This is a genomic window from Stenotrophomonas rhizophila (assembly GCF_003651185.1).
GTDB lineage: Bacteria > Pseudomonadota > Gammaproteobacteria > Xanthomonadales > Xanthomonadaceae > Stenotrophomonas > Stenotrophomonas maltophilia_Z.
The window spans coordinates 1086844-1102702 of sequence record NZ_RCDC01000004.1; the positions used below are offsets into that span (position 1 = coordinate 1086844).

The window sequence follows — 15859 nt, forward strand, 5'->3', positions numbered from 1 at the left end:
AACCCAGATGGAATTCATTGGACTCGATTACACCACGCTCCGCGTGATCTGGTGGCTGCTGCTCGGCATCCTGCTGATCGCCTGGGCGGTGATGGACGGTTTCGACCTCGGCGTTGGCACGTTGCTGCCGTTCGTGGCCAGGACCGATGACGAACGCCGGCTGGTGATCAACACCGTCGGCCCGGTATGGGAAGGCAACCAGGTGTGGCTGGTGCTCGGTGGCGGTGCGATCTTCGCCGCCTGGCCGCCGCTGTACGCGGTCAGCTTCTCCGGCTTCTACCTGGCGGTGTTCCTGATGCTGTTCGGGCTGATCCTGCGCCCGGTCGCCTTCAAGTACCGCAGCAAGATGCCCGGCAAGCGCTGGCGCGAGAACTGGGACCGTGCGCTGTTCGTCGGCGGCCTGCTGCCGGCACTGATCGCCGGCGTGGCGGTGGGCAATGTGCTGGTCGGCGTGCCGTTCCACTTCGATGACAGCATGCGCATCTTCTACACCGGCACCCTGATCGGCCTGCTCAACCCGTTCGCGCTGGTGGCGGGGTTGGTCAGCGTGGCGATGGTGGTCTCGCACGGTGCCGCGATGCTGGTGCTCAAGACCGATGGCCCGGTGGCCGAGCGCTCGGCCCGCTACGGCAGCGTCGCGGCGGTGCTGACCTTCGTGCTGTTCGCCCTGGCCGGCGTCTGGGTGGCCTTCGGCCTGCCGGGCTACCAGATCACCTCGCAGGTGGTGACCGATGGCCCGACCAACCCGCTGCTCAAGACCGCGGCCGTCGGTGCGGTGGCCGGTGGCTGGCTGCGCAACTACCAGAGCATGCCGCTGACCCTGCTGGCCCCGATCCTCGGGCTGGTGGGTGCGCTGGCCAGCGCGGTACTGCTGCGGGCCCGCCGTGGTGGCCTGGCGTTCCTTGCCTCGGGGGCGTCGATCGCCGGCATCATCCTGACCGTCGGTTTTGCGATTTTCCCGTTCCTGCTGCCCTCCTCCAGTCAGCCGGGCTCCAGCCTGACCGTCTGGGACAGCTCCTCCAGCCACCTGACCCTGGGGATCATGCTGATCGCCACGGCCATCTTCCTGCCGATCATCATCGCCTACACCTCCTGGGTCTACCGCGTGATGAAGGGCAAGACCACGGCCGAAGAGATGGGCGACAACCCCAACGCTTACTGACGCGCCCCACGGCGCCATAGGAGACTTACCATGTGGTACTTCGCTTGGATTCTGGGTGCAGGGCTGGCTTCGGTCGTGGCCATTCTCAACGGCATGTGGTTCGAAGCCCGCGAGCAGAGCCGTACGGATCACGAAGAAGGCTAAAAAAAGGTTGCCGATCGGGTCTTCACACCGTATCCTTGTCGGCTCCTTCGGGGTGTAGCTCAGTCTGGTAGAGCGCTACGTTCGGGACGTAGAGGTCGCAGGTTCGAATCCTGTCTCCCCGACCACTTCGGTGGTCGTATTGAAGCCTGGGAACACGTTTCCAGGCTTCTTTATCAAGGGCCGTGGCAACACGGCACCGAAGGCGAAAAACGCGATCCCCCCTTGCCGCCGACCGGCGGGATCGATACAATAGGCGGCTCCTTACGGGGTGTAGCTCAGTCTGGTAGAGCGCTACGTTCGGGACGTAGAGGTCGCAGGTTCGAATCCTGTCTCCCCGACCATCTGATGGTCACAATCAAGCCTGGAAGACGTCACTGTCCTCCGGGTTTTTTTGTGTCTGGCGATTGGCAGGCCGGGTAGCGGCTGCGGATCTCCCCTCCGCAGCTGCCGGTGTAGCGGTAGCCCTTCCCCAGCATGCACCGTTGTGCCGCGTAGAGCTTGTCGCGTGAAAGATGGGCGGTTTCCTCACCCGTGGCACCTTGCCGGTCTGGGGAGATGTTCCCGCTGCGTTGGCCGCCGCAGGCCTGCCAGTCCGTATCACGCACCAGGGCACCTGCGTCCGGCCTGCTCCAGTCGTGGCCCGGCGGCACCAGCTGCCGGGTTGCGGCAGGGTTTCCATTCATCCACATCCCACCTGCACCACAGGCGGTCAGCCCGAACAGCATGCCGAGCACCACCGTCGCACGACCGGTGTGCCGTTTGGCGGGATGCTTGCGACAGATGAACCCCCTACGGACGAACAGCAGTGTCATGCGCATCGTATTCACTCCACCGGAAACCCACGACGCACGAACTCGAACCCCTCGCCGGCCATGCATGCATCATGGAGCTGGCCCAGCCGAGCGGCGATCTCTTTGCGCCGCTTCTTCTGTGCCGAGGTACGTTCGGCATGCCAGATCTTCGTGATCACGGCGCTCTCCTTGAGAAGCCCAACGTACTCGTCGGTGTTGCGCAGGTGCTGGCTGCATTGCTGCCGGGCCAGGTCCGCGTCGGCCTTGCTCGCCCCCGCCTTGCGCCAGTACTGCCGCGTCGGCATGACACGAACGGAACCCGCCGGAACAGGCCCCATGTCCGTCACCGCCACCTGCCCCGGTACAGCGGGAGTGCTGGCACAGCCTGCAACCGCGAAAAGTACGATCGCCATCAGCATCGATATACGTCTGACCCTCCGGCTCGCGCGAGGGTGCTCATGCGCCGTCCGCCGATCCCAGGGAGCAGGTGCAGCGGTGAACGCAACGCCACGAGGTCGCCGCACGTTCATCGCGACTGGCAGGCGGGGAATCGACTCGCAGTATCCCCTGAGCATGTCCCGGTGTATCGGTATCCCTTTTGCATCATGCAGCGCTGGACGTCGTCATTCTTCCGGGTGAGGCGCTGCACGGTTTCGGGACCGTTGCCGCCCTGCTGATCGATGCCGACGTTGCCGTTCGCCATGCCGCCGCATGCCACCCACGCCGCCCCCAGTTGCGAGGCATCTGCCGTGCCCGCGGCCCAGCTGTCGCGCTGCGAAGGGGGATTGGCCAAGGCGTCGTGGGTTTTCTTGTCACAGTAGGCGCGCGGCGTCTGCGGGCCGCATAAGCGCCCGTTGCCCGCGGTGCAGCCCGTCATGACCGCTACCGCCATCAGCAGACCGAACCCCGTACAGCTTCGCCTTCGAACCTGCTTCATGCGCTTCGTCCAGGATGTCCGCAGACGCCTTACTTCTGGCATGCGGGATATTGACTGCGTATATCGCCTTCGCAGGAGCCCGTGTATTGATACCCGCGGGACATCATGCAACGCTGCATGTCGTCGAACTTGCGGCTCATCGCCTGCTGGATCACCGCAGAGCTCGATCCATCCGACGTGGCGACGTTGTAACCGCCGCTGTCCGCCCCGCCACAACCGAGCCAGTCCGCACTGCGGGCCGCGGGGTCATTGCCTGCTTTCTGCCAATGATCGCGCGGTGGAACGATGTTCCTGCCCACGGACGGATCTCCATTCATCCACATACCGCCGATGCCACAACTGGCGAGCATCAACGTTACACAGGCAAGTAGGAGCCTGTTTCCTGCACGCGGGGAACTCATGCTGACGTACCTTTTCTTTGAGGGATTGAGGAGGGATGTCATCGACTGGCACCGGCAAGAATGGAGATCGCGGACCAGACCTGGGGCGGCAGCGCCTTCGCCATTGCGAAGGGAGCCGCCACGGGAATCGCGACGACGGTCCAGCCTTCGTGGAAGGTGGACAGCGCCCATGGACGGCCACGACGTGCATTCCCCTGCTCATCGTACAACCCTGCAAGTTGCCCGCCGATCATGTCATGCGGGCCGGCGAAGTACTCGATCAGCCTGTCCTGCCAGTCTCCTGGCTTGTAGGGGTCGCCTCGCAGCGTCCCTGTCCAGCCTTGGATACCCCCAGTTACGCCGCCCAGTTTCTTGCCTTCCTCCGACGCCAGGTACTGGGCGAGGGTCAATCCCCCCTGTTTATCGTCGAACTGCACGCGTCCCAGCGAATCCAGGGCAAGTGTGCCGTCTGGATTCGTTGCACAGCGGATGCTGCCAGGTCCGCACAGCTGATCCAGGTCCACGCGGGTTCCCCCGATCTTGAACTCATCGCCATCCACACCGGCACTCTTTCCGTGGATGTTGTCCAGTGTCGTCACGCCGTCGGTGACACCCGGGAACAACTGCGAGTTCTTGATCATCTCCTGCCGCATCCAGTCCGCCGCACTGGCCAGCGCCTCCTTGGAGACCGCGCTGGTCGCCGAGCCGGTCACCGCGCCGATCAGGATGTTGAGCATCTTCTCCTGCGTGCGCAGTTCATCGGCTTCAGCCTGCAGCGCAGCCTTCTGCTCCGGCGTGGAGGCTTCCTCGTAACGCTCCTTGATGCTGGCGCCGCGGCTGGCCACATAGCTGCCCACGGCACTGTGCGCCTGCTGGGTGAACGCTGCGCTGATCTGCGCTTCGGCCTGCACCTTCTGCGCGAGCTCCACCGGATCCCAGTTACGGATCAGCCCGTTGGCATCGTCGCCACTGAGCACACCGCGATTGAGGCTGGCCAGGGTGTCGTCGATGCTCTTGCCGGTCTTGGCCAGCTGCGCGTTGCCATCGGTGATGGTCAGCGCGCCTGCGCTGATACCGCTGCGGGTGGTGCTGGCATCGCTGCCCTTGTCGCTGGCATAGCCGGGTGCGGCGGCGCTGGCATCGTTGCCATAGTTCTGCCACGACCAGCTGCTGCCCTGCCCGGCTGCACCGGTGGACCCGGGCGTGCCGTCGTTGCCACGGCCGCTGTTGCCGCCATTGGACGGGCCGCCTGTGCCGCTCTTGCTGAAGCCGCCGGACAGGCTCAGGCTGCTGGCCTTGTAATCGCTGCGGTTGTCCAGATCGCGCACACTCAATGTGCTGGTGATCAGCTGGTTGCGACCGTCGGCGATGGCCTGCTCGCTGGAGGCGATCACGCCACCGATCAGATCGGTATTGCCGCCTACGCGCACCTGGTAGCCACCGTCGCCCGCCTTGATCCCGCTCTGCTCGACAACACTGGCGTAGTCACCATCGACCTTGGTGTTGCCGTAGCTGGCGCTGCCGGAGAAACCCAAGCCGACCGTGACACTGCCGCCGACACTGGTGTCCTTGCTTTGGAAGGTGGAGGTGTCCTGCAGGCTCTCGATGTTGAGGTCGCCGCCGATATCGGCGATCACCTCGCGGCCGCTGGCCACCGCGCCACGCAGGGTGGTGTCGCCACCGGATTCGAGCACCAGCGTGTTGCCGGCGTTGACGTGGCTGTTGGTCCACTGCACGTCGGTGCCCTCGCCCTTGCCCTTGGAGCCACTGGCGTTGGCGGTGATGCCCGCACTGGCACCGCCGGAGCCGATGCTGATGGCCACGCCGACACCACCGCTGGCCGCGCTGCTCTTGCGATCGGTTTCCTGCGTGTTCTTCGCCGCCAGCAGGGCGATATCGCCATCGGCCCGCAGGTAGGCGTTGTTGCCGGCGTTGATGGTGCTGCCAATCACGGTCAGATCCGAGTCCTTGCCCGCGCCCGTGGCACTGATGCGCACGTCGCCGCCCGCGGTGATGCTGGAGCCGGCTGCGTTGTCATGCGTGGTGGTGGTCTTGCTGTCGCTGCGTGCGCCGCCCACGGTGATGGAGATGTTGATGCCGCCCGCCGCGCCCGGATCGGCCTGCACCGCACCCACCGCTGCCGCCGTATTGAGCACGGTGGTCGCCGCCGCCAGCGTCTTCATGCGGCTGTCGTCGGTCTGGCTGGCCGCCTTCTTCATCTGCTCGGCGCTCTGGATCGCCGAGATCACCGGCGCGGTCAGCGCCACCGTCAGGCCGGCCTGGCGGAACTTGTCCTCCTGGGTGGCGACGCCGGTCTCGCGGGCCTCCACGATGTCGACCTTGCGCGCATGGATGTCGATGTCGCCCTCGGGCGCGACGACGTGGCTGCCAACCTGGCGGTAGTTGTTGCCCGCCACCATCACCACGTTGCCCGCGGTGGAGCCGATGGTGGACGCCGAGGCACTGGTACTCACGTCCTTGGCATCGCGGCTCTGCATCTGCGTGCCGACCGTGAACGCGACGCCGCCGTTGTAGAGGAAGCCGCTTTCATCCTTGCGCTTGTAGTGGCTCTCACCGCGCGTGTTGGTCGCCGCCTGCACGGTCAGATCGTTGTCGGCCAGCAGCACGGTGCCCGCATCGGAGACCACGTTGCTGCCGGTCACGGTGATGTTGTTGCCGCGCACCGCCACCTGGTGCCCGCTGAGCGTGCTGGCGATGGCCTGGGTTTCCTCCAGGCTGTCGCGCGTGGTGTTGGTGGTGGACTTCAACAGCCCGCGATGGGTGTGCTTGCGGCCCTCGCTCCAGTTGTTGCTCTGCTCGCCGCTGGCGATGCTGACGTCGTTGTCGGCCATCACCGAGATCGCGCCATCGCTGCTGTAGACCTGCGCGGCGCGCAGGTTCACGTCATGCCCGGCCTGCAGCTGCACGGCCCCGGCGGTATCGAGGGTGGTGCCGACCTCGCGCACGTAGCCTTGGCGCAGGTAGTTGTCGTTGTTGCGGACATTGTTTTCCTGGCGCGCCTCGGTGACCGTGCCCAGGGAGAGATCCCGCCCCGCCGCGAGCAGGGTCTGGCCCTGTGCACCGGTGTTGACCACCTGGGCGCCGTCCATGCGCAGATCGCGGCCGGCCTTGGCCAGCAACGTGGCGCCCTGGTCGCTCACGAACAACCCGGCCACGCGATCGATGTTGGTCCGGCTGAAGTCGCTCAACCCCGCGGTGTTCTGACCGCTGCGGGTGGTGGTGACCATGTTGAGATCACGGCCGGCGCTGGCGACCAGCACGCTGCGCGCATCGATCAGGCCGCCGAGGTTGTCCAGATCGGTACGCGCGTTGGCACTGACCGTGTCACCGCTGATGCGGCCGTCGAGGTTGCGCAGGTTCTGCGCGTCGATCTTCACCGCGGTGCGGCCAGCAATGGTGCCGCTGTTGACCAGGTCGCCGCGCAGGTTCAGCTCCACCGAGCGGCCGGCCAGCAGCGTACCGGTGCCGTCGATATCGCCGGGGCGCACGCGCACATACACCTGCGGAACCAGTGCGGTGGTGGTGCTGCCATCGGCCAGGGTGACGCGCTGCTCGACCAGCCAGACGATGTCGCTGGTGAGCTGGGCCATCTGCGCCGGGGTCAGCGCCACGCCCGGGCGCAGGCCCCATGCGTCGGCGATGGTGGCCGCGTTGTCGAGCAGCGCGCGGTACTGCGCTTCATCGTCGGCGTAGCCATCCAGGAAGCGGCGGCCGGTGAGCTGGGCGACCTGATCGCGGACCAGCTTCTGTTCGTAGAACCCATCGCCCAAGCGCTTCTGCACGTTGGCCGGGTCCACGCCCATCTTCTGCAGCAGGTACTCCGAGCCGAGCCAGCTGCGGTAATCGGCAAAACGCGGATCGGTTTCGACCAGGTACTGGCCGGCATCCGGGCCGCTCTGGAACAGGCTGCTCTGCGGCAGTTCGGCCTCCACGCCGATGGTGCGGATCACGGTCGGCTGGTTGCCCGCCGCACCCTGCGCACCGGTGCCGGCAGTGCTGCCGGGCCCGGCCAGCGAGGCCACGCTGGCGCTGACTTCGGTCACCTGGCGCTGCCCACCCACGGCACCGGCCTCGGCTGCGCCACCGACCTGCCCACCGACGGAACCGGTGCTGACGCCGCCCACCTGATAGCCGCTGCCACCGTCGCGGGTGTGCTCGGCCGTCCGGGTGACGCCCAGGTTGATGGTGCGCACTTCATCGGCCGGGCGATAGGCGATCTTCCGGTCCCACTTGCGTTCGTGATAGCGCTTGAAACCACCGCGCCAGCGACTGTAGGTGTACTGGCTGGTGCCTTCCTCGTGCACCCGGTACTCGCCGAACGCATCGATGTTGCGCAGGTTGCCCAGGTCGCCCAGCAACGCACCGCCGGCCAGGATCTGGCTCTTGTCGTTGATCAGCTCATCGCCGCGCAGGCTCATGTTGCCGCCGGAAATGATGCGGCCGGGCGCGCTGGAGGCGACCTGGGTTTCGTACTCGGTATGGGTGACGTCGTACTGGGTCCAGTCCTTGACGTCGCCGTTGCCGTTCTTCCACCAGTACTTGCCGGCGCGGCTCCAGCTGGACCAGGTGAACTCGCTGGCATCGTGCATGCCCGGCGTGCCCTTGGGCTGGATGTACAGCTTCTTGGTCGGGCCCACCACCATCACTTCAGTGGTGGCGAAATGCTCGTTGCTGTTGAGCAGGCGCGCGGCATCGATGCTCACGCCACCCAGCGACTCGATGGTCGCGCTGGCATTGTGCACCGAGCCGGCGCGACCGACCGCATGCCCCTGCGCATCCAGCGCACCGCCGATGTTGAGTGCATTGTCGCCACCGCCGGCGCTGAAGATCAGCGCCTGCTCGCGGTTGACCACGGTGCCGGCGCCGATATCCAGGCGCTCACGCGCGGCAATGGTGGCGGCGCGGGTCACGCCCTCCAGCGTTTCGTCACTGTTGACCAGGGTGTTGGCACCGATCGACAGGCGGTCGCCATAGATGCGACCGGTGCCGACGTTGAGGATCACATCGGCATCGACGCGGGTATCCACGCCATCGATCAGCCCACGGTTGCCGAGCACGCCATCGGCGCGTACCTGGGTGCGGATGCCGCTGATCTCACCCGTGGCGAGGTTGTCGATCTGGCGTGCGTGCAGGTTCAGATCCCCGGCCTGCACCTTGCCTGCATTGGTCCACAGCCCCTGCGTGGAAACGGTGGCCTTGCCATTGGCGGTGATCTGGCCATCGTTGCGGTAGTCCTGCTGCAGCGCCAGCACCAGGTCGCCCTGCGACAACACCCGGCCCGTACCGTTGAGCGCGTTGGCATGCAGCGTCTGGTTGCCCGCCGACAGCAGCGTGCCGTCGGTGTTGCCGACCTGGCCGGCGTGCACGTCCAGGCTGCCCGCCGAGGACACCAGCCCCTGCTGGTTGAGCAGTGCATCGGTCGCCTGCAGCGCAATGCGCTGGTCGGCAGCGATCATGCCGCTGCTGTTGTCGATCTGCGCGGCAGTGAGGTCCACGTTGCGACCCTGCAGCCCGAGCGCGGTGCCGCCGCCGCTCGTGGCGCGGTTGTCGATGCGCGCGGCCCGGGCGACCAGATCGCCACCGGCCACGGCCAGCCCGGCCTGGTTGACCAGCTCACCGCTCAGATCGAGGGTCAGATTCTGGGCGGCCTGGAGACGGCCACCGCTGTTATCCACGCGCTGCGCCTGCAGCAGCAACGAGGCCCCGCTACCCACCTGCCCGCCGCTGCGGTTGTCCAGCGAGGCCAGCCGCGCATCCAGCGCCGCCTGCGCCTGGACAAGGCCGGCCCGGTTGTCCAGCTCACCCGCGCGGAGGGTCAGCCCAGCACCGCTGACGATACCACCGCGCGCGCCCGCCTCGGTGTTGCCCAGGCGCTGGCCGTGGGTATCGATGCGCATCGCCGCACTGGACTGCAGCAGGCCAGCGCGGTTCTCCAGCGCGCCACTGCGGATATCCAGCGTGCCGCCGGTGGCGGCGAGGATGCCCTCACTGTTGTCCACGCCCCCCAGGCCCGTATCGAGAGCAACGGACGCGCCCGCCAGGGTGCCACGCACGTTGGTCAGCCCCTGACTGGCGACCGAGAGCGCACGTTCGGCCTGGATCACACCGGCGGTGTTGTCGATAGCGCTCGCGCTATCGAGCGTGACATCGCCCTCGACCGAGGCCAGCGTGCCCGCCTCACGGTTGACGATGCGGCCGGCCTGCACCTGCAGCGTGCCGTTGGCAGCAACGGTGCCGGCGCTGTTGTCCAGCGCCTGCGTCACCGCCACGCCGAGCGTATCGCCCGCGTTGACGGTGCCGCTGCGATTGTCGAGGCTGCCGGCGCGCAGCTGCTGCGCACCACCGGAGGCGATCAGGCCACCCTGGCGGTTGTCGAGCAAGCCGTCCACGCTCAGCTGCAATGCACGGTCACCGGCCGCCTGGACCGTGCCAGCCTGGTTGTCCAGCTGGCCAGCCTGCAGGGTCAGATCGCCCGCGCTGGCCAGTGTGCCGCGCTGGTTGTCGATCACACCGGCCACCTGCAGCGCGGAGGCCGCATTGCCTGCCGCCAGCAGCTTGCCGTCGCGGTTGGAGAGGCTGCCCGCCTCCACGGCGAGCGCACCATTGCCGATGATCTGACCGCTATCGTTTTGCAGCGCGTGGGTCACGCGCAGGCCAAGTGTGTCGGTGCCGGTGGCGATCAGCTCACCCCGACGGTTGTCCAACTGCCCGGCGTCGATCTCCATGCGCACCGCCGAGGCGATACCGCCGGAGACGTCGATGCGCTGTCCCTGCAGGTGTAGCGCGCCATTGCTCAGCAGCTTGCCGCCTGCCCCGGCCAAGGTCGCCGCGGTGACGTCCAGGCGGCCGCTGCCGGCCTGCTGCACCTGCCCACCCGCGTTGCTCAACAGCGCGGTATCGATGGCCAGATCGCCGTTGCTGGCGAGCGTGCCACCGCTGTTGTCCAGCGCGGTTGCCGCCTTGATGCGGTTGGCCTGGCTGCCGGTCGCCAGCAGCTGGCCGCCACGGTTGTCGAGCGTATCGACCTGGAGATCGAGCGTGCCGGCCTGCAGTTCCGCCTGGCGATGGTCGACCTGCCCTGCGCGCAGGCTGAGCGTTCCAGCCGTGGCGATCTCGCCGCGCTGGCCGTCCAGCGTGCCGGTGGTGAGCTGCAGGCCGTCGCTGCCGGCGTGCAGCAGCGTGCCATCGGTGTTGACCAGCATTGCACTGGTCAGCGCCAGCGAAGCGGCGTTGCTGGCGAGACTGCCGTCGGTGTTATCGAGCGTGCCTGCCACCTGAAGCTGCGCGGGTGCAGTGCCGCTGTGGGCGATCTTGCCGCTGCGGTTGGACAGCTGCGTGGTGCGCACATCGAGGGCGCCGCCCACATTCAATGCGCCCGCGTCGTTGTGCAGTGCCTGGCCCTGCACGCGCAGGTCGCGCTGGGTGGTCAGTTCGCCCTGCCGATTGGACAGCACACCACCGTTCACGCTCAGGTCGCGCACGCCGATGCTGCCGGCGTCGTTGTCCAACCCACTGGCGCGCAGATCGATATCGCCACCGGCCAGCACCGCGCCGGCATTGTTGTCGAGCAGGCCGGCAATCACCACGCGGCCCTGCGCGAGCGGCGCGGTGGTCGGCGGAATCACGCCCGGCGCGCTGCCGTCGGTGCTGCCGTTGCCGGTGCCCGGTGTTCCTGGGTTGCCCGTGCCTTCCCCCGTGCCTGGCGTCGTCGGTGCGGTGCCATCCTGCTGGGCCAGCGCGCCGATGCTGCCCTTGTCGCGGTTGTTCAGCTGCCCACTCTCTACCGCCAACGCCTGCACACCCGCCTGCTCAATGCGCCCGTCGCGGTTGACCAGCGAGGCGGCTTCCACATCCAGACGGGTGCCATTGAGCTGGCCGCCGCGGTTGTCCAGATCCTGGCCGGTGCGCAGGTTCAACTCGCGACCCGCGCTGACCAGACCTTCATTGCGCACACCGCCGCTGGCCGCGATGCCGGTGTCATCGCGCGCCTGCAGTTTGCCGGTGTTTTCCAGCCGGCCATCGACGGTGACCACCAGCTCACCGGTCTGCGCGCCGAGATTGCCGGCGTTGCGCACGCCTACCCCATGCTCGGTGCCCATCAGCAGAATCTTGTTGGCATACATGCCGCCGAGCTGGGCGACGTCGAGCGCGTACTGCGGCGTGCTGCCGTCGGCCGCTTGGGCCTGCACGCGGCTCAGATCGGCGCTCACCGTATTGGCGCCAGTGGTGACCTGCAGCTGCTGTGCCCAGAGGCCCGCATTGAGCTGCACCGAGCGCGCGATCAGATCGGTGTAGTCGACCCGGCTGGCATCCATGCCGGCGCCAAAGATATGGATTGCCCCGCCCTGCACGCGATAGCCCTCCAACGCGCCGCCGTTGAACGTCGGCGTGCCGGTGGTCAGGGTGATGCGGTTGGCGTTGATGAAGCCGCAGCCATCGCAATCGATACCAGCGGGGTTGGCGATCACCACCTGCGCACGGTCGCCGGCAACTTCCACGTAGCCGCGCAGCTGGCTCGGGTTGGCGCCGTTGATCTCGTTGAGGATCACCCGTGCGGTGCCACCGGCCAGCCACGGATTGCCCTGTACCCAGCCACCGAGCTGGGACTGCGTGTTGCCGCGCGAATTGTTGAGGATGGCGCCCTGCTGGTCGACATCGAAACGCTGGTAGGTATTGCGCGAGACACCCGCCGCACTGGGGGTCTGGATGTTGATCTGCGGCGTGCCGTTGGCGGTTTCCAGCACGGTCGGGCGCTGGTTGCCCGGTGCGTTCGGATCGGCCACCACCTGCGCCGCGGCCAGGCCGCTCACGCCGACCCAGCCCAGCATCACCCACAACGCGAAGGCCATCGGGCGCAGTGCCGCCGTGCGATCGCCATCCTGCCCGGTACCGGCGCCGCCGGGGCGCGGGGTGATTTCCGCGGCGACCTGCCAGAGCATGAGGGCGTGGTTGAACACGAGGCGGTACAGATGCTTGTTCATTACAATTCCTTTGTGTGCGTGCGGTCGGTGCGGCGCGAACGCGCCCGCACTGAAATCAGAACGACCAGCTCAGGGTGAATTCGGTGACCGTGTACGCGTTCTGGAAGCCAGACGGCTTGTTCAACGGGGCGCCGACGAAGCCGTCCCAATACAGGCCGCGATAGGACCCGCGCAGGCCGATCACCGTGCCTGCGAGGTCATTGCCCAGCTGCCATTGCGTGGCGCTGCCGCCGACATGGCCGTAATCGGCGCCGACGTAGAACTCCTGCCCACCGCCGAGTGCCAAGCCGATGTCGTTGCGGATGAGCCAACCGCGTTCGCCCATCAGCGACATCTCGCCATCGAAGCCGCGCACGGTGTAGCGGCCACCGATCGCGAAGCGGTCCTGCGGCACCAGCCCGCCACGGTTCCACTGCGCGCGCCAGCTGCCGGTGTAACGCAGGCGCTGCTGGCCCAGCTGGAACGGGACGCTCAGCTGGGCGTCGGCGAAGTAGATCTTCGGGTGCGAGGTGGCTTCACCGAACAGCTCCTCGGGCGCTGCGATCGAGCCGAATGCCCCGGTGCCGCGGCGGAAGCCGACGGTGCCATCCAGCGTGGCCTGGCCGATGAAATGCCGGTGGTTCAGGCCGAGTTCCCAGCCGCCCATGCGCCGGCGCTGCACCAGGATTTCGGTGTCGTCGATGAAGTTGCGCGAGTCGCGCTCCCACGCGCGCAGGTACATGCTGGTCTTGCTGCTCGCGTTGCGGAACAGCAGGCGCGTTGCCCGTACTTCGGCGTTGTAGCTTTCGCCGCTGTACAGATACGACTGCTGGTTGCCGGCCACGGTCTGCTCGTATTCGTAGCCGCTGCGCGTGGCGCCGAACAGCCAGTAGCCGACAGGCACGGAGTAGTGGAAGGTGAAGCCCTTGGTGCCGCGCTTGCCGCCGCTGAACACGTCATGGTTGAGGTTGACGTAGAACAGGTCGTTCTGGCGCAGCGCGTGGTCCAGCGACATCGTCGCACCGGCCTGGGTCTTGCCGGTGGCCTTGCTCCCGGAATCGTCCAGGCTCAGGTTGAAGCGCACCAGCCGCTGCTGCGACCACTGCACGACCAGGTCGCTCTGCCCGGGCGCGGCATCGGCGCCTTCGGCCGGGCTGATCTGGATGTCGGCCTCGGCGGTCGGTACCCGCTTGAAGTTCTCCAGTCCCTGTTCGATATCGCGCAGGTTGAGCAGGTCGCCACTGCGCGCGGGGATCGCATTCCACAAGGTGGCGTCGCGATGGGTGCCCTCGGCGAACCGGATCTGGCGCAGCGTGCCGGGTACGACGGTCAACTCCAGCGTGCCAGTGGTCAGGTCCTGCGGTTGGGCCAACACGCGTGTGGTGACAAAGCCGCGTTCCACGATGGCGTTCTGCACGCGCGACATCACCACGTTGATCCCGGTGGTGCCCAGGCAACGGCCAAGCGCCGGGTCGCCTTTGACGTTGGCCGCAGCCAGCGCCCACTGGAATCGCTCGGCCTGCTCACCGCCCAAGGTGATGCGTTCGATCACGAAACAGGGGGCCTCATCGGTGGGCAGCCGCTCCGGGGCCGCTACCGGTGCTTCCTGCAGGCGCGCATCGGGCCGGGTTTCAAGCTGCTCGCGCAGCGCGCGTTCGCGCTCCTGCTGGCGGAGCAGTTCCTGATCCGGGGCAGGCAGCTGCTGGGCGTGCACGGGCGAGCAGATCAGGGCGAGCGCGGCCGCCAGCGGGGCCAGCAGCCATGCGCGCGGGGAAGCGCCGTGAGTACCGGCGCGAGCCGGGGTGGGGAATACGTTGTTTGGCATGCAGGATCTCGAACGTGGGCTGGCACGAACCATCGTTCGCTATAGACCGCCCCTATGGAGGCCCGCCAATTTAAGAGCTATTTGCGACATGAAAACCGTCAAAAACCCCACTCACTCGGTAGGGCAAGCACCCGTCGGCGTGTAGGTATTTTCCTAAATAGTCATTTTTTTGACGTAGCTCACATGGAAGGAGATCGCGCGACCCTTGTTGTGAAGACGTTTTCACACGTAGCGCCTGCCGAGGGCCTCGATGAGGGACCTGTCGGGATCGAACCCGTACAATGGCCGGTCCTGGCCCCGCCTTCGGCGGCGGCCCAGTCCCCTACCCCGCAGATGCCGGCCGCTGGCCGGTCTCTGCCGTTGCACCCGCGTGCCTGAGGCCGCGGTGCGCCACCTGTCAGGAACCATGCTGATGACTCACCCCACTTCACCGTCCCAGTCCCTGCTGCACGGACGCCTGCTGGCCTTTGCCGCCATCCTGCTGGCGGCCTTGAACCTGCGCACCGCGGTCACCTCGCTGACCCCGCTATTGGATGTGCTCGGCCAGACCTTCGGCTTCGGCACCACCATGACCGGCGTGCTCGGCATGCTGCCGACGGCCGCCTTCGCGCTGTTCGGCGTGACCACCCCGGCAGTGGCGCGCCGCCTGGGCCTGGAGCGCACCGCCTTGCTGGCGATGAGCCTGGCCACCGTGGGCCTGCTGCTGCGCTCGATGGCCGGCGGCGTGGGCAGCCTGCTGTTCGGCTCGGTGGTGGCGCTGGCCGGCATGGGGATCGGCAACGTGGTCGTACCGCCGCTGGTGAAGCGTTACTTCGCCAACCGCGTGGGCACCATGAGCACGCTCTACATCACCGTGCTGCAGATCGGCACGATGATGCCGGCCCTGCTGGCGGTACCCGTCGCGCAGCAGGCGGGCTGGCGCGTATCGCTGGGCATCTGGGCGCTGATGTCGCTGGCTGCGGCACTGCCGTGGCTGATGCTCTCCCGCGCCCGTCCGCACCCGGACACGATCAGCGCTGCCAACGATCCCTCCAGCGCGCCGCACGGCAAGGTCTGGAAGACCCCGCTGGCGTGGGGCATGACCCTGATGTTCGGCATGACCTCGTTGATGACCTATTCGATGTTCACCTGGCTGCCGCGGATCGTGGTCGAGGCCGGTGCAACACCGGCATTCGGCGGCATCATGGTGGCGATCTTCGCGGCCTGCGGCCTGCTGCCATCGCTGACCATGCCGGCCCTGGCCGTGCGCCTGCGCAATCCTTTCGGGCTGGTGCTGATCGGCTTCAGCGCGTTTCTGATCGCCTTCGCCGGCCTGTTGTTCGCCCCGATGAAGGCCCCGTGGCTGTGGGCGGTGCTGCTCGGCATCGGGCCGTCCACGTTCCCGTTGGCGTTGACCCTGATCAACCTGCGCACCCGCACCCCCGCCGGTTCGGCCGCGTTGTCCGGCTTCATGCAGGGCGTGGGCTATGCCTTCAGCTGCCTGGGGCCGTTCCTGTTCGGCTGGCTGCACGCGGTCAGCGGTGGCTGGCACCTGCCGTTCGGCTTCCTGGTGCTGTGCGCGGTGGTGCTGTTGTGCGCCTCGTGGGTCGCCTGCAAACCGCAGAAGCTCGAAGACCAGTGGTAAGCGCCCCGGCGCGTC

General features: G+C 67.1%; 9 protein-coding genes and 2 tRNA genes. 5 read left to right on the forward strand and 6 right to left on the reverse strand.

Annotation, left to right across the window (positions count from 1 at the left end; translation table 11 throughout):
- The first annotated feature begins 7 nt into the window (after positions 1-7).
- From cydB to BCL79_RS04925, 4 genes are all read left to right on the forward strand, one after another.
- On the forward strand, positions 8-1162 hold the full coding sequence (gene cydB, locus BCL79_RS04910; protein ID WP_121038151.1) for a cytochrome d ubiquinol oxidase subunit II: 1155 nt from the start codon (positions 8-10) through the stop codon (positions 1160-1162).
- A gap of 30 nt (positions 1163-1192) precedes the next feature.
- On the forward strand, positions 1193-1306 hold the full coding sequence (cydX, locus tag BCL79_RS04915) for a cytochrome bd-I oxidase subunit CydX (RefSeq protein ID WP_019182852.1): 114 nt from the start codon (positions 1193-1195) through the stop codon (positions 1304-1306).
- A gap of 48 nt (positions 1307-1354) precedes the next feature.
- A tRNA-Pro gene (locus BCL79_RS04920) sits at positions 1355-1431 on the forward strand.
- A 139-nt stretch (positions 1432-1570) separates the two neighbouring features.
- Positions 1571-1647, forward strand: a tRNA-Pro gene (locus BCL79_RS04925).
- A gap of 30 nt (positions 1648-1677) precedes the next feature.
- Here BCL79_RS04925 and BCL79_RS20065 read toward each other — a convergent pair.
- The 6 genes from BCL79_RS20065 to BCL79_RS04950 all read right to left on the reverse strand — a co-directional run bounded on the left by BCL79_RS20065 (position 1678) and on the right by BCL79_RS04950 (position 14220).
- A complete protein-coding gene (locus BCL79_RS20065) occupies positions 1678-2118 on the reverse strand; it encodes a hypothetical protein (RefSeq protein ID WP_183073674.1) in 441 nt (146 codons plus the stop codon).
- Between the two features lie 11 nt (positions 2119-2129).
- On the reverse strand, positions 2130-2516 hold the full coding sequence (locus BCL79_RS04930; protein ID WP_121038154.1) for a hypothetical protein: 387 nt from the start codon (positions 2514-2516) through the stop codon (positions 2130-2132).
- Positions 2517-2623: 107 nt separating this feature from the next.
- Positions 2624-3034, reverse strand: a complete 411-nt coding sequence (locus BCL79_RS04935; protein WP_121038157.1) for a hypothetical protein — start codon at positions 3032-3034, stop codon at positions 2624-2626.
- A gap of 29 nt (positions 3035-3063) precedes the next feature.
- On the reverse strand, positions 3064-3435 hold the full coding sequence (locus BCL79_RS04940; RefSeq protein WP_147433862.1) for a hypothetical protein: 372 nt from the start codon (positions 3433-3435) through the stop codon (positions 3064-3066).
- A 38-nt stretch (positions 3436-3473) separates the two neighbouring features.
- Entirely contained in the window at positions 3474-12416 is an 8943-nt protein-coding gene (locus tag BCL79_RS04945; RefSeq protein ID WP_121038160.1) for a hemagglutinin repeat-containing protein, read from the reverse strand.
- 55 nt (positions 12417-12471) lie between these two features.
- Positions 12472-14220, reverse strand: a complete 1749-nt coding sequence (locus BCL79_RS04950; protein WP_259462104.1) for a ShlB/FhaC/HecB family hemolysin secretion/activation protein — start codon at positions 14218-14220, stop codon at positions 12472-12474.
- A gap of 412 nt (positions 14221-14632) precedes the next feature.
- Between BCL79_RS04950 and BCL79_RS04955 the strand changes: the two genes are divergently transcribed.
- On the forward strand, positions 14633-15844 hold the full coding sequence (locus tag BCL79_RS04955) for a CynX/NimT family MFS transporter (protein ID WP_121041142.1): 1212 nt from the start codon (positions 14633-14635) through the stop codon (positions 15842-15844).
- The last annotated feature ends 15 nt before the right edge of the window (positions 15845-15859 follow it).